This is a genomic window from Candidatus Tisiphia endosymbiont of Nemotelus nigrinus, assembly GCF_964026475.1.
Taxonomy (GTDB): Bacteria; Pseudomonadota; Alphaproteobacteria; order Rickettsiales; family Rickettsiaceae; genus Tisiphia.
Window position 1 is genome coordinate 1,258,417 of record NZ_OZ032151.1, and the last position, 22,257, is coordinate 1,280,673.

The 22,257-nt window shown below is 32.7% G+C and carries 17 protein-coding genes and 1 tRNA gene; 11 read left to right on the plus strand and 7 right to left on the minus strand.

Annotated elements, in window-relative coordinates; translation table 11 throughout:
• Positions 1 to 2: 2 nt before the first annotated feature.
• The gene (locus AAGD39_RS05960) at positions 3 to 944 is read right to left on the minus strand and encodes a site-specific tyrosine recombinase XerD (protein ID WP_341757250.1); all 942 of its coding nucleotides are present in this window, start codon (positions 942 to 944) and stop codon (positions 3 to 5) included.
• Positions 945 to 963: 19 nt separating this feature from the next.
• Positions 964 to 1,038, minus strand: a tRNA-Cys gene (locus AAGD39_RS05965).
• A 359-nt stretch (positions 1,039 to 1,397) separates the two neighbouring features.
• On the opposite strand from AAGD39_RS05965, the gene tsaE reads away from it, so the two are divergent.
• From tsaE to uvrC, 3 genes are all read left to right on the plus strand, one after another.
• Complete coding sequence (gene tsaE / locus AAGD39_RS05970; protein WP_341756458.1) at positions 1,398 to 1,832, plus strand: tRNA (adenosine(37)-N6)-threonylcarbamoyltransferase complex ATPase subunit type 1 TsaE; 435 nt, start codon at positions 1,398 to 1,400, stop codon at positions 1,830 to 1,832.
• Positions 1,833 to 2,091: 259 nt separating this feature from the next.
• Positions 2,092 to 3,489 carry a sodium:solute symporter gene (locus AAGD39_RS05975; RefSeq protein ID WP_341756459.1) on the plus strand — a complete coding sequence of 466 codons (1,398 nt, stop codon included), beginning with the start codon at positions 2,092 to 2,094 and terminating at the stop codon, positions 3,487 to 3,489.
• Positions 3,473 to 5,323, plus strand: coding sequence for an excinuclease ABC subunit UvrC (gene uvrC, locus AAGD39_RS05980; RefSeq protein WP_341756460.1), 1,851 nt, complete (start codon positions 3,473 to 3,475; stop codon positions 5,321 to 5,323). Before AAGD39_RS05975 ends, uvrC begins: the two co-directional genes overlap by 17 nt.
• Positions 5,324 to 5,583: 260 nt before the next feature.
• Here uvrC and AAGD39_RS05985 read toward each other — a convergent pair whose 3' ends face one another.
• Positions 5,584 to 7,404, minus strand: coding sequence for a Ulp1 family isopeptidase (locus AAGD39_RS05985; RefSeq protein ID WP_341756461.1), 1,821 nt, complete (start codon positions 7,402 to 7,404; stop codon positions 5,584 to 5,586).
• Between the two features lie 216 nt (positions 7,405 to 7,620).
• Here AAGD39_RS05985 and iscX point away from each other — a divergent pair, with 216 nt between their 5' ends.
• The 3 genes from iscX to AAGD39_RS06000 all read left to right on the plus strand — a co-directional run bounded on the left by iscX (position 7,621) and on the right by AAGD39_RS06000 (position 9,973).
• The gene (iscX, locus tag AAGD39_RS05990) at positions 7,621 to 7,830 is read left to right on the plus strand and encodes a Fe-S cluster assembly protein IscX (protein WP_341756462.1); all 210 of its coding nucleotides are present in this window, start codon (positions 7,621 to 7,623) and stop codon (positions 7,828 to 7,830) included.
• 399 nt (positions 7,831 to 8,229) lie between these two features.
• Entirely contained in the window at positions 8,230 to 9,513 is a 1,284-nt protein-coding gene (locus AAGD39_RS05995) for an MFS transporter (RefSeq protein ID WP_341756463.1), read from the plus strand.
• A gap of 256 nt (positions 9,514 to 9,769) precedes the next feature.
• The gene (locus tag AAGD39_RS06000) at positions 9,770 to 9,973 is read left to right on the plus strand and encodes a hypothetical protein (protein ID WP_341756464.1); all 204 of its coding nucleotides are present in this window, start codon (positions 9,770 to 9,772) and stop codon (positions 9,971 to 9,973) included.
• A gap of 10 nt (positions 9,974 to 9,983) precedes the next feature.
• Here the strand turns inward: AAGD39_RS06000 and AAGD39_RS06005 are convergent, their stop codons facing one another.
• Both AAGD39_RS06005 and AAGD39_RS06010 read right to left on the minus strand, forming a co-directional pair.
• On the minus strand, positions 9,984 to 10,667 hold the full coding sequence (locus AAGD39_RS06005) for a transposase (RefSeq protein ID WP_341756404.1): 684 nt from the start codon (positions 10,665 to 10,667) through the stop codon (positions 9,984 to 9,986).
• Positions 10,664 to 10,933, minus strand: a complete 270-nt coding sequence (locus tag AAGD39_RS06010; protein WP_341756405.1) for an IS110 family transposase — start codon at positions 10,931 to 10,933, stop codon at positions 10,664 to 10,666. The genes AAGD39_RS06005 and AAGD39_RS06010 overlap by 4 nt, the downstream gene beginning before the upstream one ends.
• A 1,095-nt stretch (positions 10,934 to 12,028) precedes the next feature.
• Here AAGD39_RS06010 and ruvA point away from each other — a divergent pair.
• The 5 genes from ruvA (at position 12,029) to AAGD39_RS06035 (ending at position 17,245) form a co-directional block, all read left to right on the plus strand.
• Positions 12,029 to 12,622, plus strand: coding sequence for a Holliday junction branch migration protein RuvA (ruvA, locus tag AAGD39_RS06015; protein ID WP_341756465.1), 594 nt, complete (start codon positions 12,029 to 12,031; stop codon positions 12,620 to 12,622).
• On the plus strand, positions 12,615 to 13,616 hold the full coding sequence (gene ruvB, locus AAGD39_RS06020) for a Holliday junction branch migration DNA helicase RuvB (RefSeq protein ID WP_341756466.1): 1,002 nt from the start codon (positions 12,615 to 12,617) through the stop codon (positions 13,614 to 13,616). Before ruvA ends, ruvB begins: the two co-directional genes overlap by 8 nt.
• Positions 13,617 to 14,078: 462 nt before the next feature.
• Positions 14,079 to 15,068 (plus strand): FKBP-type peptidyl-prolyl cis-trans isomerase, encoded by a 990-nt coding sequence (locus AAGD39_RS06025; RefSeq protein ID WP_341756467.1) that lies wholly within the window; start codon positions 14,079 to 14,081, stop codon positions 15,066 to 15,068.
• Positions 15,069 to 15,081: 13 nt separating this feature from the next.
• On the plus strand, positions 15,082 to 15,978 hold the full coding sequence (thyX, locus tag AAGD39_RS06030; RefSeq protein WP_341756468.1) for an FAD-dependent thymidylate synthase: 897 nt from the start codon (positions 15,082 to 15,084) through the stop codon (positions 15,976 to 15,978).
• Between the two features lie 355 nt (positions 15,979 to 16,333).
• Positions 16,334 to 17,245: an Rpn family recombination-promoting nuclease/putative transposase gene (locus AAGD39_RS06035; protein ID WP_341756469.1), complete on the plus strand. Its 912-nt coding sequence runs from the start codon at positions 16,334 to 16,336 to the stop codon at positions 17,243 to 17,245.
• A gap of 55 nt (positions 17,246 to 17,300) precedes the next feature.
• Here the strand turns inward: AAGD39_RS06035 and dnaE are convergent, their stop codons facing one another.
• A complete protein-coding gene (dnaE, locus tag AAGD39_RS06040) occupies positions 17,301 to 20,885 on the minus strand; it encodes a DNA polymerase III subunit alpha (RefSeq protein WP_341757251.1) in 3,585 nt (1,194 codons plus the stop codon).
• Positions 20,875 to 22,179, minus strand: coding sequence for a UDP-glucose dehydrogenase family protein (locus AAGD39_RS06045; RefSeq protein ID WP_375359842.1), 1,305 nt, complete (start codon positions 22,177 to 22,179; stop codon positions 20,875 to 20,877). Before AAGD39_RS06045 ends, dnaE begins: the two co-directional genes overlap by 11 nt.
• Positions 22,180 to 22,257 lie beyond the last annotated feature (78 nt).

Below are 22,257 nucleotides of genomic sequence, written 5' to 3' on the forward strand. Positions count from 1 at the left end.
AGTCATTTGATTGTAGCTGATTTAAGCGGATGATGATCTAAGGCAAGTTTTAAATGCTTTGTTTGGATATGAGTGTATATTTGGGTAGTGCTAATATCAGCATGTCCAAGTAGTTCTTGAATTACCCTAAGATCTGCACCACCTTCTAACAAATGGCTAGCAAAACTATGACGCAAAGTGTGTGGGGAGATATTATCCGCACTTAGCCCAGCCTTAATAGCTGCTTGTTTTAACAGGATTGCAAAATTCTGTCTAGTCATATGCCCGCTAGCGGCAGAAGAGCAAAATAAATAAATTTGACTTTTTATGTCTTTCTTGCTGATAAAGTTACTGCGAATAGTTAAATAATCTAGCAAACTAAGGGCAGCTTGTTCATTGATGATTACCATTCTTTCTTTATTGCCCTTACCAGTTATAGAAAATATTCTTTTGATATTTTGGGACATTTTATCTTGTAACATTTGATTTGCTGAAATATCAGTGAGTCTGATACTGACAAGCTCAGAAACACGTAACCCACTTGCATATAACAAATGAATCATTGCTTTTAGGCGTATGGAATCAGGATATTTATCTTGATCACAATATAAAAATAAAGTTTTGATTTGATCAATTGATAATGTAGAAGGAAGTTTAGTTTGATATCTTGGTAGGTCTACCATCAAAGTAGGATTATAATTGGTATATTTTTCGCTAATTAAAAATTCATAATAGTTTTTTATAGTTGATATTTTCCGGTTAATTGATCTTGCTTGCAAGCCATTTTCTGCTAAATATTCTACCCAATCTCTAATATTTTCAGCTTTAATATTCAGCTCTGATAACTTACTGTGTAGTAAAAAATTCTGAAAATCTAATAGATCGCATTGGTAACTGAGTTTCGAATTGTTGGCCACTCCACGCTCAGCTATCATCATTTCCAGGAATTGCTCAATAAACTCCATCATATTAGTATATTTTTTGTGGAGGCCAGGGTCGGAATCGAACCGACGCATTGAGGATTTGCAGTCCACGGCATTACCACTTTGCTACCTAGCCTAAAGATGTTAAATCCTAATCAATATTAGAGAAAAAGGCAACTTATTTTTCTTTTGTTTTACGAAATATGGACTATTCTAAATGTTAAACTTGCTAAAACTGATAAGTAAACGTAAGAATAATCTTACCAATTCATATAGAAATGTATGATAAAAAGTGTTAATATTTGATGTTATAAGATTAATATGTTAGACTATTCTTTATAGTTAACTCGGTTAGTATTAACTCCGTCATTGCGAGGAAGACCGTAGGTCAACGAAGCAATCCATAAAAATAACCAAAAATGGATTGCTTCGTCGGTTTACGCCTCTTAGTAATGACGACAATTTACTAATTAAACATCAAAATTTGAAAATCCAATGAAGTTTCAAAAAGAGTTTGTTATTTTAAATAATGAACAAGACTCTATATCGTTTGCACAGACTATCGCTAAAAATTTAGAATCTAATAAAATTATAACTTTTTCAGGTGATTTAGGTTGTGGGAAAACATTTATTTGTCGGGAGATTATAAAACATTTTTGTGGAGCTGATACTAATATAAGCAGCCCTACTTTTAATTTGCTACAAATTTACAAGACATCAAAATTCACGATTTATCATTTTGATCTGTATCGTTTAAACTATTTAGAAGAAATTTATGAACTAGGTATAGAAGAAGCCTTACATGGCAATATTTGTCTAATTGAATGGCCAGAAATAATTGAAGAAATATTACCGCTACCTATAACTAAAATTCACCTACAAATACTCGAAGATAATAAACGTTCTTGTAGTATTTTTCATTTTTCATAGCATAAATACTGCGTTAGATTGTATAGCTAACCCGAGAAAGTTTTAGCCATAGTAAACTGACGTCATTGCGAGAAGCGGCTTTGCTGCGATGAAGCAATCCAAATATAATCACTTTCCTGGATTGCTTGGTCTCTACTAAAGTAGCTCCTCGCAATGATGTATAAGTATAATGGTTTTAAAAGAGATGGGTAATAGTAATGAGTCAGATTAGCTATACGAAGTATGTTTGGATTCGAATTCAACAAAAAAATAATTAGTGATGACCATTGATAATGTTATTATATTACTATATCTGATATCGATACTTGTTATTGGTATATACCACAGATCTAGACTTAAAGGCTTTGCCAATTATGCAACCGTTCAAGATAAGATTAAAAATAGTAAGATATTGTTGGTTGCAACTATTTTTACTTCATCGGTTGGTGGAGCTACTACTTTAGGTATTGCTGAAAAAGCTTTTTCTGGTGACTTATCGTATAGCTATGGACTGATACTCTCTCTCCCAATTGACATACTAATAGCTATTTATCTTGTACCACAAATAGCTAAACATCATGGAGCAGAAAGTGTCGGTGATATAATGGCAAAATATTATGGGAGAGCAGGACGTTTTATAGCTGGTATCACAACTGTTTTTGTATCTATAGGATTTGTTGCTGCTCAAATCAGTGTTAGTGGATATATTTTTCAATATATTTTAAAAATTAACTACTTAGAAGGAACTCTATTAAGTTATGGGATTGTTATTATCTACACCACTATTGGTGGATTACAATCAATTATGTTTACTAATTTACTACAATTCTTTGCGATGATAATTGCTCTTCCAATTATTGCCATATGTGGTCTTAATAAAATTGGTATCAGTGACTTTATCAACCAATTACCTATTGAAAAAGTATATTTTATGCATCATAATAACTTTGCCAGTGAGCTATTTATTAATACGATAACCGCCATGCTAGGCTTTTATGTAATGAACTTATATCCTATTTTTATTCAAAGGGCTTTAATTAACAATAATGCCAAAAAGACTAGTAATGCTATATATATAAAATCAGGGATATATGCTATATTTTTAATATTTATAACTTTAAATGGATTAATCGCCTATAATCTTTACCCTAACTACTCTTCTAATCTAGCATTGCCACATCTAATTGATCAAATAGTCCCTTCAGGATTACAAGGTTTTGTTATAATTGGTTTACTTGCATCAGTCATGTCTACTGCTGATTCTGATTTAAATGTTACTTCAATCGCTCTAGTAAAAGACTTGTTAAGCCCTATTTTTAAAGTACAAAATCAAAAAAAATTATTGTTAATTGCTAGAATGGCTAATGTTATAATCGGAAGTTTTGCTATAATCATTGCTTTAAAATTCAATAATGTAATTGATCTAGTAGTGTTTATTACCGGGTTTTGGGGACCAATAATATTAGTGCCTCTAATATTTGCCCTGTTCAACGTTATTATCACACCAAGAATGATGATTTTATGTGGATTAAGTGGAGCTACATCTTTCCTCATTTGGACATATTTTCTTGCTAATAATTTTAGACTAAAGGGGGTCTTTGTTGGTACTATGTGCAGTTTGCTAGTCTTTTGTATAGGATTACTCGGGAAAAAGCTAAGTTATGTTACAAAACTCTAAACTTATCGGCAGTGATTTAATAAAATCTCATCTGGAGAGTGTACCCAACCTTCCTGGAGTCTATAAAATGCTGAAAGCTGATCGGCAAGTTATATATATCGGCAAAGCTAAGAATCTAAAAAAACGTCTTACTAACTATATTAAAACTGATCTCGATAATAAAACAATACGGATGATCTCTCTAACCCATTATTTAGAGTATAATGTTACTAATTCCGAGATTGAAGCCTTATTACTTGAAGCCCAATTAATTAAAAAATTCCAACCTAAGTTTAATATATTACTTAAAGATGACAAATCTTTTCCCTATATAAAATTACGTTTAGATGTTGATTACCCGCAATTAATTAAATATAGAGGAAAGAACTTATCTGGTGGCGAGTTTTTTGGTCCGTTTGTTTCCTCAGAGCAAGTAGATACTACCTTAAAAGAATTACAGAAAATTTTTAAACTACGTTCTTGTAGTGATAATTATTTTAACAATCGTAAACGCCCTTGTTTACAATACCAAATTGGTAGATGTTCTGCCCCATGTGTTAGCAAAATCAGTAAAGAAGATTATAGCGAACTAGTATACCAAGTAAAAAATTTCTTAAATGGTAAAACTAAGGAACTACAAAAAACTTTATCACAAAAAATGGAAGAATTAAGTATACAATTACGTTTTGAAGAAGCTGCCGAAATACGAGACCGAATAAAGGCACTGAGTTATATCCAATTAAAATCAACCTTATCCAGTAGTTCTATAAAAAATGCTGATGTTATAGCTATTGTTGAAAAAAATAATTATTACTGTATCCAACTATTTGTATATAGATTCGGTCAATCTTACGGGAATATACCTTATTTCCCAATTCACACTGAAGAAAGCAATAAAGCAGAAATACTAACACAATTTATCAATCAATTTTATCAAACTGCTCAGATTCCTGATGAGATAATTATAAATCATCCTATCATTGATCTAGAATTGGTAACCAAAGCTATTAGACAATTGAGTGGAAATAGTAAATTATCTATTACGTTTCCCACCCATGGTAATAAGGTTAATTTGTTAGAAAATGCTGAATTCAATGCCCAATTATCAGTTAACCAACATTTAAAACAATTTGCTAAAAATCAAATAATCTTTCAACAAATACAACAATTATTCGACCTACCTGCTATACCAGACAGAATTGAAGTTTATGATAATAGTCATATTATGGGAACATTTGCCGTAGGTAGTATGGTTGTTGCTAACCAATCGGGATTTGATAAAAAAGAATATAGAATTTTTAATATATCTATTCCCCAAGGCGATGATTATGAGATGTTAAGAATCGTTCTAACAAGAAGATTAACCAAGTTAAAATATGACACCAATTCTTCAAAGCATTTGAGTATACCTAGTTTAATGATTATAGACGGAGGTAAGGGACACTTATCAGTAGTACAAAAAATAATGAAAGAATTTGATCTTAAAATTCCATTTGTTTGTATGTCAAAAGGACCTGACAGAAATGCTGGATGCGAACAGTTCCATATACCAAGTAAAGAGACTTTTACAATCGATAAGAATCTTCCAATAATGAAATATTTACAGATTTTACGGGATGAAGCACATAATTTTGCTATAAGAAATCATAGGCTACGCCGTTCCAAAGCCATTAAAGTTTCTAGTTTAGATGCCATAAGTTCAATTGGTGTCATCCGGAAAAAAGCCTTGTTACATTATTTTGGCTCATATAAAGCAATATGTGACGCCACTATTGATGAATTATCTAAAGTAAATGGTATAAGCCAAACTCTTGCAAAAAATATTTTTACCTCATTACATAATAACCTTTTATGATACTTGCAAATTGTGTTTATTGATTCTAAATTGTGCTTCAATTACCCACAATTTGCCATATTTGCCAATAGAATATAAAGTAGTCCTGACGCAAAAAATCAGTGTAACTAATATATTTGAGTTATTAATGGGAGTGCAATCTTCAATTTTAAGACATACAACAACAGGTGATCTGTATAGGCTACTAGGCAACATGAAAAACGAGGCCAAATGCAAGGAAAAAATAATACTTGACGTTCATGAATTGGGAGTAATGTTAGCTATATCCCCTTTCCCATAGGGCGGGTATTGTTCTTGAACACAGGAGATATAGAAGGGCGACAAGATGTAGCGGGGAGAACTGTACTAGTACTAGCAATCGCTTTTCTTAGACCATTAGTTTTTTCCTTGATTTGTTCGACAATATTCATTGTTTTTGCATGTTCCGCACGTAATTTTGCTCCCATATCGTTAGAACTCTCAGTAGGAAAAATCCTCTCACCCTTTGCCATTTTTGTTAAATTATCTACAATAAAAGGTCCACAATCTTTATCATTTTTTTGTTGTTCAATCTTTAAATCAACGATTTTAGCGTTATTAGGACAAACTTCTTTAATCATTGCTAGTAATTCTGGTCTGTTATCTATCTCCGTTCCCTTAGGATCATTATAGGTAAATACTATTTTATTATCCTGATCCTTAGTGATTGCTAAACTAACCCAGTGTTCATGCCCAGTGTTAAGAGGTATAATGACGACCTCCTTACCACCTGCAGTTAAATCACTAACAGCATACTTAAAAGTCTCCTTTAATAACTCCTTCTCTTGCAAGGAAGCATGAGTAATAACAGAAACTTTTGTTTGATCTACCGATGCTTTTAACAAATTGCCAATATCATCTTCATTATATAAATAATCTGATCTAGTTAAGTCGCTGCCCTTTGGTGTTGCATGTACTGTCCTATCCTGTTTCGTTGATATCGTATTACTCCCTTTACTTGTCATCTGCTTAAAAGTATTGATAACTCTCTTAATAACATTCTCTAGTTTATATTCGTTTAGACGCTCTTGCATATCCTGAACAGTTACGCTGTTAATGCCACGAACAGCCTCCCTCTGCTTAACTTCAGCGGCAATATCGTAACTTTTCCCCTGACCTTGACCTAATGGAATACAGCCATTAGTAAGGCTCTCGATTGCATATCCTTGTTGCACAGTATATTTAGCTTGTTTGGTAATATTTTGCAGTTTCTGCGAATTAGATAGGTCAAAATATATATCAACAGGATTTATTTCTATTTTACCAATATCTTTTTGAAATTGTTGAGATAATTGGGATATATAATTCTCTAGTTTTTTAGCCCCACCAACTTTATCTTGTAAAATTTCTTCAACTTCTAGACGAATACCTGATTGTTGATCTTCATTACTAATCCCAAATTTGCTTGCAATAATATTGGTTACATCATCAATAGATGCAGGATTGCTAGCTATAATTACCCTAGTATTACCTAATTCTTTTGCCGCATCCACTACCTCATTCAATTTTTCTTTATTAGGCAGTTTTCCTGACAACAATATATTAGGGGGTCTTTTTAGAATCTCCGACTCTATTAAATTACTAACTTGCATAGATTGGATGTGCGAAGTTTTTTCTTTTAGCACATGATTTTTATCCACAGCACTAACTTGGTCATTAGCATTGGCAAAAAACACATGGTTAACATTGCTAAGAAGAGGTTTCCAGTTAGTTTGGACATCTTGATTTTGTGCATTGTAATTACTAAAGGTTAAACAAACATTAATACCCAAGTTTTTTAACTCCGTTAAATCATTCTCATCAAACAACGGTTTTTCCATGTTTGAATTAAATTGTATATTAAGTAGGGGGGTTTTTTTCATTCGTTCAGCTTGATCCAATATTTCACTTACTATAAGGTTCTTATCTAGTTTACCATCTTGCATGTGGGGTTTAAGCTCAATAGTTGATATTGCTGAGCTAAGTTTAGACATGTTAGTATTCTGATGAATCTCTTGGCTTTCATTGCTACCACCAATATTAAATAACACTATATTATTTTCTCCTTCCTTGGCTAATGTCATATGTATCTCTAATTAACTATAATATCTAATATTGCTAGTTTAAACTAAAAAACTAGTAAGGTCAATTCTTCAGAGCAAAACAGTGTATTAGTTGTATAATAATCTCACTCACTTCAATAATATACTATTATAAACATGCACTAATATATTATTTATTGGTAGAGTTGATTAAATGGTAATAGTAATTGGCTATAAAAAATAATATAGGTGAAAATAATGCATTGGAATGATGTTGACGAAATTGCTATGAGTTTAGAAGAAAATTATCCGGATGAAGATATATCTGAATTAACACTAAAAGATATTGAGGACTTGATAAAATCATTGAGTGATTTTGATGACCATGAAATTGAAACAAATAAAGAAGTGTTAAAAGAAATTCTTGAAGCTTGGAAAGAAATTAAAGATAGTAATTTTAAGAATTAGTAGCATAGTATGGCATTTATAAAGTCATAGAAAAACAGCCTAGCACTATTAGCGAGAAGCCACTTTGGTGGTGACGAAGCAATCTAGAAAACTTATAATTAGATTGCTTCGTCGAGCTTTATGCACTCCTTGCATTTTTTAGTAGTTCCATACATGTGTTAATATGTTGTAGTTACGCTTATTTTTATAAAGATTTTATCTAGTAATGTTAAGAAAATGTCATACATTACTATATTGACCTGTTAGAGAACTATTAATAATATTTAATAATATAAGATTTACTAAAAATTATTTTTATTTTTTCTCATTATTTAAATATACTTAGTTTATAATTTAAAAGATTGATAAACTGATAAAATGAATAAATTTGAAAAATAAACAACTAACTTTGGTGTATCTATGGATAAAATTCTTCAATCAAGCAGAAAGGTATTACATACTCAAACTCACCTAACAAGCAAGCAAAAATCCTCTGTTAGCTTACTTTTGGTAGGTACATGTCTAGAGTATTTTGACCTTATGCTCTATATACATTTAGCAATCCTCTTAAATGATCTATTTTTCCCTAAAACTGATCCACAAGCCGCCTCACTCCTAGCGGCTTTGACTTTCTGTTTAACATATATATTCAGACCTGTTGGTGCCCTTATATTTGGTTATATAGGGGATCATATTGGTTATAAAACTACGATTGTTATAACAACTTTTATGATGGCTACTTCATGTTTTACTATAGCGGTTTTACCTACTTACGAACAAATAGGTATTATATCTACTTGGGTGATTATAATATGTCGAATTATTCAAGGAGTGTCTTCCGTAGGAGAAATAATAGGATCAGAACTTTATCTAAATGAACTTACAAAGCCCCCCATCCAATACCCGGTCATATCGCTAGTTTCAATTTCTACTATCATAGGAGGAGTAGTAGCGCTTGGTATATCATCTCTTAGCACTTCATTTGGCTTCAGTTGGAGGATGGCTTTTTGGATAGGTACAATAATTGCCGTTATTGGTATAATAGCTAGGACACATCTTAAAGAAACAGCAAGCTTGATAAAGAAAAAGGCATTATTAACAAACTCTATTCAACCAACAAGAGCTAATATAAAAACAATGTTAGCCTATTTCTTTATACAGTGTGGATGGCCCATATGCTTCTATTTTGCCTATATCCATTGTAGTAATATTTTAAAAAACTCTTATGGTTACACAGCAGTGTCAGTAATTCATCATAATTTTATTCTTTCAGTGATAACTCTGGGGGGCTATTTAATCTTTGTTTATTTAAGCTACAAAGTATATCCGTTACTAATTCTTAAGATAAGATTAGCAATATTCTGTATTTTTGTTATTAGTTGTCCTTGGTTATTAGACCATTATAACACACCCTCTGCTATACTTATGATACAATTAATTACTGTAGTGTTTGGTTGCTATACCATGCCAGCTGATGCAATTTTTTTCCGGCATATTCCTATTTTTAAACGATGTACTCATGTTAGTTTATCTTTTACTTTATCTCGTACTTTAATGCATCTTATTGCTGCTTTCGGTCTTGTACACCTAATAAAGTATTTTGGTAATTATGGGTTATTATTTCTCATGATTCCAATAAGTTTAGGGTTTACTTTTGGAATTTATCACTTTGAAAAGTTAGAAAAACAAGCCGGTTATTATTAATCTAGTAAGTTATGTAGTTGCTCTACCAACTAAAGTCTAGAAAAACATAGAATATGTTATATTTCTAGACTTTTGACGGGGAAGCTACCTCATGGTATCCTACAATTTTGAGATAGTGGAGAAGAAAGGTTGATTTAGAGCGGTGTGAAGTAGTATAAGGTAGGTATTTTGGAAATAAAATGCATCATATACTACACTTCAAGAATTTATTTTATATATAGAGGGAAATAAATCAAGATTAAAATGTTTGGTTGGTATGGTAATTAGTTTGTTAACAGGCAGTTCAATTTATCAAAAAGGTTTAGCACTTGGTATTTTAGGTGATGCTAAAGCAACGTCAAAAACTCATAGAATTTATCGTTTTTTAAAAGATTTTAATTTTGATTATATGAATGTTGATTCCTTGCTATTAAGCTTTGTTAACAGCAATTATCTTTTATCTAAATTTTCAAAAAAATAAAAATATTTATCTAAATAACAAAACAACGTTTTTGTTGAATAAGTTTATGGCATACTTCAAGTAGTTTACGCATGCATGCAACTATAGCAACCTTTTTAGGTTTAAAATTGTTAACAAGCCTATCATATAAAGCTTTCAAATATTGAAAACCATTTTTGACACCGTTTTTACCAGCCAATACCGCCATATATAAAGCATATCGTGGTATTTTTCTGCCACCTCTAATAAATCTTCGTCCTTGCTTATTACCACTATCACGGGCATAAGGAGCTATCCCTACAATTGCTGACAATTCATTACTACTATAATTTTTATTCCCTAATTCAGGTAAAAAACTAATTAGTTTTTTAGCTACGCATTTACCAATACCAGGCACACTCTCTAATATTTTTACCTTCTCTTTCAACTCTTCTGACTCATCTATTACTTCACTTAATTTTTTATCAAGCTCAGCTATTTCATTCTGTAAAAATTTAATGAGCTTTTCTATACTCTTTTTATCAATACCATCAATACTATGATGTAGCCTCTTCTTTTCATTGCTAAGCATTAATACTAAATCTTCTCGCCTTTGCTGATATCTCTTCAAAGTATCGGATTCAACTTGATATAAATAATTAGCTGAAAGCTGCATCTTATCGCCATAATATGCTAATTTAAATGCGTCCTTCTTATCAGTTTTACACAAATTCACCGATTTACTAATGAATTAAAGCTATATGTATTGACTTTATGTACCTGTTGTTTATTATTATACAATTTTTGGCAAATATCCGCTTCATAACCTCCAGTAGGTTCACATACTATTAGCTTAATTTCTTGTTCTTTTGTTAATTTTATCAGTTCTTCATGCCCTAACTTATCGTTGGAAAAACGATTATATATCGGTTTATTGTTAGACTCATATAAACATATATCTAACCATTTTTTACTTACATCTAGACCTATTATTTTACTCATGATATAATCTCCTTCATCTTATTGTGCAAGGCTGCTGTTTCCAGCACCTTCTGCAATTTGTTCAAAGCAAACTTTGTAAGAGGGTACTTATTCTGTTTACGACTATTTCAGTCCAGTGTCTATCAAGTCACCCTCTTACAATTACTTATATCATAATTTAAAGATATAAGTGTCTAATAATAGAAAGCAATAAATTATAAAAATGAATGGTTGTCATCGCGAGCCACGAAGTGGCGTGGCGATCCAAATAAACAGCTAGTACTACAGTTGTAGATTGAGTAAATTCTCTAACCGTCATTACGAGAAGCCACTTTAGGCGACGAAGCAATCCAAAAGTTGCAACAGCACACTGTTTATTTGGATCGCCACGCCACTTCGTGGCTCGCGATGACGGTTGTTCATTCTTATAACCTAGCGCTACAGTTGTAAACTGAATAAATTATGGAAAATTTGAGGGCTTTTTTTATAATATGGTTTCTAGTTTTTGAAATCTACAACTGTAGTACTAGCTAGTTTTATTTTTTGCCGCTGCAACTTCTGGATTGCCACGTCACAGCTTTGCTGCTCCTCGCAATGACGTTTATGCATTTTCTAAAACAAATTCTTCTATCATTAGTTGCGACTTTTAAATCTCCCTGAGTCTAATATTAAGATAAATTATAATTGGCAAATTAATCAGTAAAATAGATAAATATTTTACTGATTAGGTCATTATTGCTATTAGTGATATGGAATATTTAGTGTATTATTGAACTATTAGAACTGCTGGATTATAGGACTAGTTTAGCCTATCATTTATCCAAATATTCTATTATTGTTATTGGATTATGTTTAAGTAGAGGAGAAAACTATGATGAAAGATATCTGTAAAAAAGTTAAATGTATCATATGCTTGCTTATATATGTTATGGTCACTTGGGTTATCGCAAAATTTATACTTATATCAACATTCCCGGATGATGGTCAATGTCACTGCTCCGAGACTCCAACGTTGTTGCATTATATTTTGGCTTTGATCGTAACTACAGCACCAGTGATAACGTATGTATGCACAAGAAATCGTAAGACAAAAGCAAAATCTGATAGTAAAAAATTATGATTGGTAAATTAAAAGGTAAAATAGATGCATGTTTTAATGATTATGTCATTATTGATGTTAGTGGTGTGGGATATTTAGTGTATTGTAGTAGTAAAACGCTGAATAAATTAGTCGTTAATGAGTTTTGTCAATTATTTATTGAAACGCATGTGAGAGAAGATCATATCAATCTTTATGGATTTTTATCTCTAGAAGAGAAATTTATTTTTAATTTATTACAATCAGTAAACGGCATTGGGACAAAGATGGCATTAGCTATTTTATCAAATTTATCACCTGAGCAAATCCAATCAGCGATAGCCAGGCGGGATAAAGAAGCTTTTAAAGTCGTTTCCGGTGTTGGACTAAAATTGGCTGAACGAATTATTATAGAGCTAAAAGATAAAGCCGTAACTAACCTTGCTAACAATCTTTCCATCAATAAGGATGATAGTGACTTAGCTAATGATGCTACATTAGCTTTAACCTCACTTGGGGTTAATAAAACTGAAGCATATAACTTAGTACAGGAAATTATTGCAAATAATCCTGAACTCTCTATTAACGAGCTAATTAAACTTGCATTAAAGGCGCGTAGTTCCAATGTCTAAAAATATTTTATCAGCTGATATACTTCCAAGCGATCAAGAGTTCTCTCTACGCCCTAGCTACTTAAAAGAATTCGTTGGACAGCAACAAATTAAAGAGAATTTATCTATTTTCATCCAAGCAGCTAAAAATAGGGCTGAACATTTAGATCATACCTTATTTTATGGTCCTCCGGGACTTGGTAAAACCACTCTTGCCCAAATTATTTCTAAAGAAATGGGAGTAAATTTTAAATCTACCTCAGGTCCTGCTATATCCAAAGCAGCTGACCTAGCTGCTATACTCACTAACTTACAAGATAATGATGTGTTATTTATTGATGAAATTCACCGTCTTAGCACAAATATTGAAGAAGTATTGTACCAAGCAATGGAAGATTTCGCTTTAGATATAGTTATTGGTGAAGGACCAGCAGCAAGATCAGTAAAAATCAATCTACCTAATTTTACTTTAGTTGGAGCAACTACTAGACTAGGTCTATTAAGCAACCCTTTAAGAGATAGATTCGGTATACCCTTGCGTCTACATTTTTATAATGTGGATGAATTAAAGCTTGTTTTAAGTAGAGCTAGTAAATTGCTGGAAATTAATGTAACCGATGGTGCGTTAGAAGAAATAGCAGGGCGTAGTAGAGGAACTCCAAGAATTGCCCTTAGGCTAATTAGACGGGTGAGAGATTTCGCTTCCGTCGAAGATCAGCTAGAAATTGATAGAAATATTGCCAATATCTCACTAAATCGATTAGAAGTTGACAAAATAGGTTTAGACAGTAATGATTATAGATACTTAAAATTTATAGCGGATAATTATGGCGGAGGACCGGTTGGTATAGAGACCATTGCAGCAGCTTTATCAGAACAACGCGATGCTGTTGAAGAAACTATCGAACCCTATCTAATACAAATAGGGTTATTACAACGCACCCCAAGAGGTAGGGTTATTACTAAAAATGCTTTTGACCATCTTGGAATAGACTTCCTGCATAAGTCAATCTAGTTGGTGATTTTGTCGTCGAAACTCGCCCTAGTGCCTCACGTACGTTTATGTACGCTACGGTACTCGGCTTCGTTTCTTCTAAAAACCCCGAGGGCTTTTTTGACTTATGCAAGAAGTCTAATATATAACTAACTCGAGAAGGTTTTAGCCATAGCAAACTGGCGTCGTTGCGAGGAGGCGTAAGGCTACGAAGCAATCCATTTCTAATCACTTTTTTGGATTGCTTCGTCGACCTACGGTCTTTCTCGCAATGACAATGGGTGAAAATACTTCTGTCATTGCGAGACCACGTAAGTGGTCGTGGCAATCTACTTCATTTGGATTGCTTCGTCGCCACTAAAGCAGCTCCTCGCAATGACGTTTGGCTCTTGTGTACTCCTCACTAATAAACAGAGTAGTGATAGTCGGGGTTAGCTATATGTTTTTAACCAAACTAAAAGATACTTAAGAGAGAAATATTATATGCAAAAAGCTTTAACTTTTATAATTGCTGCAGCAATTATTTACTCTATTGTACAAATGAAAATGCAATCTCCACCTGAGGAGAACGCCCCTAAGGTTCAGACAACTAACGAAGCAGAAAGTGCTAACAATACTAGTACTGGCACTCCTGAACAACCAAATATACCATTAACTGGTAATTTCCTTGAAAAAACTGTTTCAAAAGTTTTGATCAATTCTCTTAAAACAGAAGAAGGTCGATTATTCTTTGAAAATTTACTACAACCAACAAACAAACCTATTACTGATGGTAAATATACTATAGAGGTTAATAGAGATTTAATTCAGCCAATGTTTAAGATTAACAGCTTTGGTAATGGGACTGCTGGTCCAGCCACTTGTGGTCATGTAGTCACATTGCGTTATCAATTATTGGATATTAATAATAATTTACTTAGCGAAAATACTAAAACCTTTACACTTGGTTCTCGAACAATTATGCCAGGAATTGATTCTGTAGTAGTAGGGATGATGGTTGGACAAACTAGACAAGCTATACTTCCCGCAAAATATGTATATTCTAATGAAAAGAATAAAGAGTATGATTCAGCTTACAGGGTTAATATTGTCTTAAATTCGATATTACCTAATAATTTTGTTAATAGTCATGAAGTAAAGATATTTGATGATGAAGTAGCTTATAGAATGCCGTTACTATGTGGAGATAAAGTAGGAGTTGATGCAAAGATTACTAAATTATCGAATGGGCAGGTGCTTTTTGATTCAGTACAAGAAGGTAAAAAACTAGATATAAAAATTGGTGATATTAGTTATCCATTAATTATGTCATATGTTCTGCATGGTAAAGTACCAGTTGGCACTAGGACGGTAATTGCCAAAGGTAAGTTATTTAAAGCACTTGGTTCTAATATCAATAGAATGCTTAATCAAAGTAAGATTCCTATGGATGAATATTTGATGCTGGAATTAACAAATTTTCAAACAGAATAATTGAGGAAGAAAAATGCACGATACTAATTACCATACTAAAAGAGCAACTGTACCAGCTCTTGAAGAATTATTATTTAAACCCATAAAAGTACTAGACCATGGTTTTATCAGGGTTATTGATTATATGGGTGATGATGGTAGCATAGTACAAGCAGCACGAGTATCGTATGGCAAAGGGACAAAACAACTAAGCCAAGATAAAGGCTTAATTAATTACCTAATGCGTCATAAACATACCACGCCATTTGAAATGTGTGATATCAAATTTCATATTAAACTACCTATTTTCGTTGCAAGACAATGGATACGTCATAGAACTGCTAGTGTTAATGAATATTCAGCTAGATATTCTATATTAGGAAATGAATTTTATTTACCGGAAAAACAGAATCTTGCTGCTCAATCTACAACAAATAAGCAAGGAAGAAGTGATGAAGAAATTCCAGAAAAAATTGCAGATAAAGTATTAGTGCTACTGGAAAAAGATGCTAAAATATGCTATCAGCATTATACTGAAATGATGAACCAGGATGAACATGGGAATATTATCGATGAAGATACCATAGGTATTACTAGGGAACTTGCAAGAATGAATTTAACCTTAAACTATTATACAGAATGGTATTGGAAAATTAATTTGCATAACCTATTAAATTTCCTACTACTCCGAGCCGATTCTCATGCCCAATATGAAATCAGAGTATATGCAGAAAAGATGCTAGAAATAGTGAAAGATTGGGTACCTTTTACTTATGATGCTTTTAAGGAATATAGGCTAGAAGGTAATAATATTTCTAAAAAGGGACTGGAGGTTATAAAAAGACTAATTAATAAGGAAGATGTCACACTAGAGTCTAGTGGTATGACCAAAAGAGAATGGGATGAATTAATGCAAGTTATTGGAAAGTAAAATAAAGAAGGGAAAAGCTAACACAAATAGTACTTTGCGGCTCTGTGCAAAAAAGTGTGTGTGAGCCAAGAAAAGCATAGTACCCTACAATTTTGAGATAGTGGAGAAGATGGTAAGATAGTATTAGAGGATTTAGCTCAAATGAGTGGTATATATCGGAGCAACTTTGTTCGGCAAGAAAGTGATTACACTGCCTTTCTTGAAGGGCACCTAAGCTTTGTTCCTATATATCTGCTCACAAGCTTCAGAAGACGATGGTATTAATAATATCGATGGTGCTAAAAATGAGTAGTATTTTAAAATAATAAAAGATATTTTTAAAAAAGACAAAGATTCTTTACAATGAGGTTAACTTATGAGTGACAAAACACTAGTATCGTTGGACTATGCGATTAAATATCTACTCAAGAATAAAGGTGACTACGAGATAGTCGAGGGCTTTATCTCTGCAATACTTCAAGATGCTGGCTATCCAGCAGTAAAAGTTACTAACTTGCTTGATGGTGAAAGTAATAAAGAAAGTGAGGAGCTAAAGCAAAGTGTTGCTGACGTTATTGTTGAAGACCAACAAGGTCATAAGTATATTGTTGAAATAGATAGCTACTATGCTGGTTACTTTTTGCATAAAGCTTGCTTTAATACTAGCCGGTTGATTGTCGATACTATTCGTGCTAGTCAGGATTATACTAGTATCAAGAAAATATTTCATATCAACTTAATATATTTTGCTTATGCAAATATGAAATCGCCTATATATCACGGTCAGACTATTTTTAAAGAAATAGAACACGAGTCATCTAGAAAATTACGCAGTATTGATAAATATAATAAGCTAGTTGACGTTCATAATTTATTTCCAGAATATTTTATTATTTCTGTACCAATGTTTAATGATGTCATAAAAAATGAAATGGATGAATGGTTATATTTGGCTAAATATTCTGAGGTTAGGGATGATTTTAAATCACCTTATATGAGGAAAGTGGCCGAGCGTCTTAATCTTCTCAAAATGACTACTAAAGAACGTATAGCTTATAATAAATATGTCAATGAATCTTTAAAACAACGTGATTATCTACTTTCAGCTGAGGAAAAAGGTAGGGAAGAAGGTATTGAAAAAGGTAGGGAAGAAGGGTTTGAGAAAGGTGAAGAAAAAAAAGCTATAGCCATGGCAAAGAAAATGTTGGCTAAAAGAAAGCCAATAGATGAAATTATTGAATTTACCGAACTAACCCTTGAGGAAATAAATAAGTTAAGAGAAGAATAACTTCTTCTTCCTATCCTACTACCATCTTTACAAAAATTGTAGGGTATGGAGCTACCTACGCAGAACATAGTGTAAATTGATTGAGAAATTCAAAATCTTCAGTTTCTAGAGCCAAAATCTCTGGTAAACATATTTTGGCTGTAAACTTATCATCTATACTAACTTTAAGTAGTAAAATTATTCTGATATTATTACGTTCAGGGTTAATACGTTTTTTAAGCAAATCGACTATTTGACATAATTCAGAATGATTTTGTGGGTAAAGTTTTATTTCTAATCGTTCTTCATTTATTACATCGTCAATAGTTGCAAAACTTCTAGCGATTAATCTTGTTCCTCCAGCATCTTTAAACAAATCACAATTCACTACTACCAGACTTTGAATATCAAGCAAATGAACGAAATTCTTTAATATTTCTTCACTATAAATAGTCAATTCAAAAATACCAAATTGATCAGATAATTGTAAAGTGATAAACCTGCCGCGAGCTGACATACGCGAATCTTTTTTTTGTATTACACCAGCAATCCTTATTTGACTAGTACCATTTGGAAAGTCATTTTGTAAGTTAGTTGAAGTCGAAATATTAAGCCTAGCTAACAAATCTTGATATCTTGATAATGGATGTAATGTAATAAACAGCCCTAATACCTCAAACTCATAACAAGACGCAGTATTATTATCCAATGGTTCTGCGTCAATTAAGACTTGCTGATTTGTTGAGCTTACCTTAATCAGACTGAATTGATCGGAAACTCTTTCAACATGGTAGGAAGAAGCATAAGCTAGAAGCTTAGATACACTTAACAATAACTGATTACGATTAGAATGTAACGTATCAAAGCATCCAGCTTTAATAAGATTTTCTAATAATTTTCGATTAATTGATTTAGGTGGTAGCCTTTCAATAACATCTATAATACTTTTAAAGTTACCATTTTTGACCCTTTCTGCTACTAATATTTTACCAAAATCAACCGTAACACTTTTAATAGCGGCTAAAGCATAAATTATAGATTTCTGACCCTCAACTTCCTGGGGGTCATGCAATTCCTCTTGTGTGCCATCCCTGCAATCCTTTATGTCATCCCTGCGAAGGCAGGGATCTAGATTCCCGCCTTCGCGGGAATGACATAGGATTGGGGAAATACTAATCTGATTAGTTACAGTACTAAAATAACCAGTAGAAAGATTGATATTAGGCGGGATAATAGCAATATTATTATTTCTGGCTTCTTGAATAAATAAATTGATTTTATCATGGTTATTTAATTCAAGATTTAAGCATGCTACCAAAAATTCAGCTGGGAAATTGGCTTTTAGATAAGCTGTTTGATAAGATATTACCCCATAGGCTGATGCGTGTGCTTTATTAAAACCATAGCTGGCAAATTTAGCCACCGTTGCAAAAATAGATTGGGCTTGCTGACGTGAGACGTTGTTAGCCATTGCCCCTTTAACAAAAATTTCTTCTTGTTCTGCCATTTCGGATTTTATTTTTTTCCCCATAGCTTTACGAAGTATATCTGCTCCACCTAAACTATAGCCTGCCATTTCTTTGGCAATTTCTAATACCTGTTCCTGATATATAATAACTCCATAAGTTTCTTCTAGAATTGGTTTAAGCATCTCATGTAAGTAATCAGGTTGCTGCAAACCATGCTTACAAGCAATATAAGTTGGGATGTTCTCCATCGGACCAGGACGGTATAATGCTCCTAATGCTATTATATCTTGGATAGAGTCAGGTTTAAGACGTCTTAAACTATCTTGCATTCCGCTACTTTCAAACTGGAAAACACCAATAGCTCTACCACTACATAACATTTCATACGTTTTCCGATCATCAAATAGCATATTACTAAAATCAATATTTATACCCTGCTGTTTTAGTAATTCTAGACATTTAGTGATAACAGTTAGAGTTTGTAGACCTAAAAAATCAAATTTAATTAAACCAGCAATCTCAGCATATTTCATCGAATATTGTACTACCAACATATCCGAATTTAGGTCTTTATAAACTGGTAATATTTCCACTAAATCTTTGCCAGCTATCACGATCCCTGCCGCATGGGTGGAAGCATGTCTGTGAAGGCCTTCAAGTACTAAAGAAGTATCAATAACTTGTTTAATCAACTCCTCTTGACCGTCTAAATTGTACAAGCCTTCACCACGTGCTGCTATATTTAACTCTTTTACTTCCTTGATGGCTTGATTTAATGTAACGGGAGAAACGGCATTAAATGGTACAAGCTCAGTTAAATATTCGGCATATTTATAGGGTAAGCCAAGAACTCGTGATACATCTTTGATCACCGCCTTTGCTTGCATCTTACCAAAAGTAATAATTTGACCAACTTTATTATCCCCATATTTGGAGCGTACATAATTTATAACTTCCCCTCGTCGTTCTTGACAAAAATCGATATCAAAATCTGGCATTGATATACGTTCAGGGTTCAGAAAACGCTCAAATAATAGACCGAATTTAATAGGGTCAAGATCAGTGATTAGAAGACTCCATGCAACTACTGACCCCACTCCAGAACCTCTACCAGGTCCTACCATAATATTTTGTTGCTTGCTCCATTTTATAAAATCAGACACTATCAAAAAATAACCAGAAAACTCCATTCGACAAATAATATCCAGTTCGTAATTAAGACGAATTAGATACTGTTGTTTAATATCTTCCTGCTTATCTATGGCAATATTTTCTCGTTTAAATTTTGTATCAAGTCTTGATAGTAATCCAGCTGTTGATTCTTTCCTAATTATATCTACTTCATTAATATTCAGACTAGAGAAATTTGGTAACATTAGTGGGTTAGCATGTGCCATAAAATGGCATCTTTGAGCTAAATGTACTGTATTTTGTCTGGCATTAGGCAAATCACTAAAAAGTTCTAGCATTTCTTTTGGTGATTTAAAATAACATCCATTACTTACCTTTTTACGCTCCTCCACTTCTTTACTAACCCCAGTAGATATACATAATAATACATCATGGGCATCATGCATATCAACATCGCTAAACAATACTTTGTTGGTAGCAACTAGTGGGATACCAAGGTTACTGGCTATTTTTATATAATTTTCTTCTATAGATTGTTCTACTGCCAGATGATGCCGCATAATCTCAAAATAGAAGCGATCACCAAAAATGCTTTGCAGTTTAGTTGCCCAAAAAATGGCTAATTCTTCGTCTCTAGCAATCAGACTTTTGCCAATTATACCGTCAGTATAACCAGATAAAATAATCAACCCCTCCTGGTATTTAACTAAATCATCAAAAGTAATATGATTACAAATTTTACGATCATTTTTAGTAAAGCTATCACTAACAGCCTTCAGTAAATTCTTGTAACCAATTTCATCCTTGGCAATAAGTACGATTTCACAAAAACTATTTTCGGTAAAAGCAATATTTACAATTGCAGCATTTATAGGCTGTACACCTGCTTTACAGCTAGCTAGAGCAAATTCTAATGAGCCAAATAAATTCCCCTTATCTGCTAAACAAATTGCTGGCATTTTATGCAATTGTGCTAATTCCACTATACGATCAATTGTTAAAGCACTTTCAAGAAATGAATATGAGCTTTGTACTCTTAAGTGAATAAAATCAAACTGCATCTTTTGTACCAATAAGATAATATTTAAATCCAAGGGCTTTTAGCATATTTCCATCAAGAATGTGCCTGAGATCGAGAATTATAGGAGATTTAACTTGGTTATAAATAAGTGACCAATCTGAATCTCTAAACTCCAACCATTCAGTTGCCACTATAATTATATCACTATTTTGGCATGCACTAAGTGCTGAATCAACAAAAAATATATTTTTTATTTCTTTTTTAGCATTATTCATACCTACCGGATCAAAGGCTCTAATATTTGCTCCTTTATCAACTAGGATTTCAATGATTTTAATAGCCGGACTATTTCTAATATCATCAGTACCAGCCTTAAAAGTCAAACCCAATACACTAATAATTTTATCACGCAAATCGTTGCCTATAATATAATGGATTTTATCCACTATATTATAGGGTCTCTGATAATTGCTATTTATAACAGAATTAACTATTTGGAAGTTACATTGATAATGTTCAGCTATTTGTACAAGTGCTAACATGTCCTTAGGAAAACATGAACCACCAAATCCAGGACCAACACTTAAAAATTCTTTACCTATTCTCTTATCCAATCCAACAGCACAAGATAGATCTTTGGTATTTGCCCCAATTTTCTCACATAAATTTGCCATCTCATTAATAAAAGAAATTTTTGTTGCTAAAAAAGCGTTTGAGACGTATTTAGTAAGTTCTGAAGTAACCAAATCAGTGCTTATAAGAGGTATATTTTTGGTAGTTAAAGGGCGATAAATCTCTTTTAGTAAATCTTCCGCTTGTTTATTACTGCTGCCAATCAATATTCTATCAGGGTTTAGAAAATCATCTACCGCACTACCTTCTCTAAGAAATTCAGGATTTGAAGCAACAGAGAATGTAAAATTCTTGTTATTTAAATAATCAATGATTTGGTTACATGTTGTAGGAGGTACAGTAGATTTTATCACAATCAAACAATCATCTCTAATCCATGCACATAAATTATCAATAGCAGTAAATACATATTGCAAATCTGCCTCTCCCGAAGGTAAAGACGGCGTTCCTACCGTAATAAATACCGCCTGTGTGTTTTGTAATTCAGCCGAATAGCTAGCTGTAAATTGCAATTTACCAGATTTTACTAATGGAGGTAGATATTCAGCTAGTTTTGGTTCATAAATTGGTAAAATATTTTTTTTTAATTGGTTGATCTTAGAAATATCAGTATCTAAACAAGTCACATCGTGTCCTAGGTAACTCATCATTACGCCAGATACTAGCCCAACGTAACCAGTGCCTATAACATGAAGTTTAATATTCATTAATTATCCTTATATACTTAGTGCAACAACTTTGTTATGCTATGATGCTATTATAACCTGACTAGTATTTGT

Coding starts and splice junctions, on each gene's coding strand:
- iscX (WP_341756462.1), top strand. CDS start 7,621: ATGCATTGGAATGATGTTGACGAAATTGCTATGAGTTTAGAAGAAAAT.
- AAGD39_RS05995 (WP_341756463.1), top strand. CDS start 8,230: ATGGATAAAATTCTTCAATCAAGCAGAAAGGTATTACATACTCAAACT.
- thyX (WP_341756468.1), top strand. CDS start 15,082: ATGCACGATACTAATTACCATACTAAAAGAGCAACTGTACCAGCTCTT.
- uvrC (WP_341756460.1), top strand. CDS start 3,473: ATGTTACAAAACTCTAAACTTATCGGCAGTGATTTAATAAAATCTCAT.
- AAGD39_RS06010 (WP_341756405.1), bottom strand. CDS start 10,933: ATGAGTAAAATAATAGGTCTAGATGTAAGTAAAAAATGGTTAGATATA.
- tsaE (WP_341756458.1), top strand. CDS start 1,398: ATGAAGTTTCAAAAAGAGTTTGTTATTTTAAATAATGAACAAGACTCT.
- AAGD39_RS06025 (WP_341756467.1), top strand. CDS start 14,079: ATGCAAAAAGCTTTAACTTTTATAATTGCTGCAGCAATTATTTACTCT.
- ruvA (WP_341756465.1), top strand. CDS start 12,029: ATGATTGGTAAATTAAAAGGTAAAATAGATGCATGTTTTAATGATTAT.
- ruvB (WP_341756466.1), top strand. CDS start 12,615: ATGTCTAAAAATATTTTATCAGCTGATATACTTCCAAGCGATCAAGAG.
- AAGD39_RS05975 (WP_341756459.1), top strand. CDS start 2,092: ATGACCATTGATAATGTTATTATATTACTATATCTGATATCGATACTT.
- AAGD39_RS06000 (WP_341756464.1), top strand. CDS start 9,770: ATGGTAATTAGTTTGTTAACAGGCAGTTCAATTTATCAAAAAGGTTTA.
- dnaE (WP_341757251.1), bottom strand. CDS start 20,885: ATGCAGTTTGATTTTATTCACTTAAGAGTACAAAGCTCATATTCATTT.
- AAGD39_RS06035 (WP_341756469.1), top strand. CDS start 16,334: ATGAGTGACAAAACACTAGTATCGTTGGACTATGCGATTAAATATCTA.
- AAGD39_RS05960 (WP_341757250.1), bottom strand. CDS start 944: ATGGAGTTTATTGAGCAATTCCTGGAAATGATGATAGCTGAGCGTGGA.
- AAGD39_RS05985 (WP_341756461.1), bottom strand. CDS start 7,404: ATGACATTAGCCAAGGAAGGAGAAAATAATATAGTGTTATTTAATATT.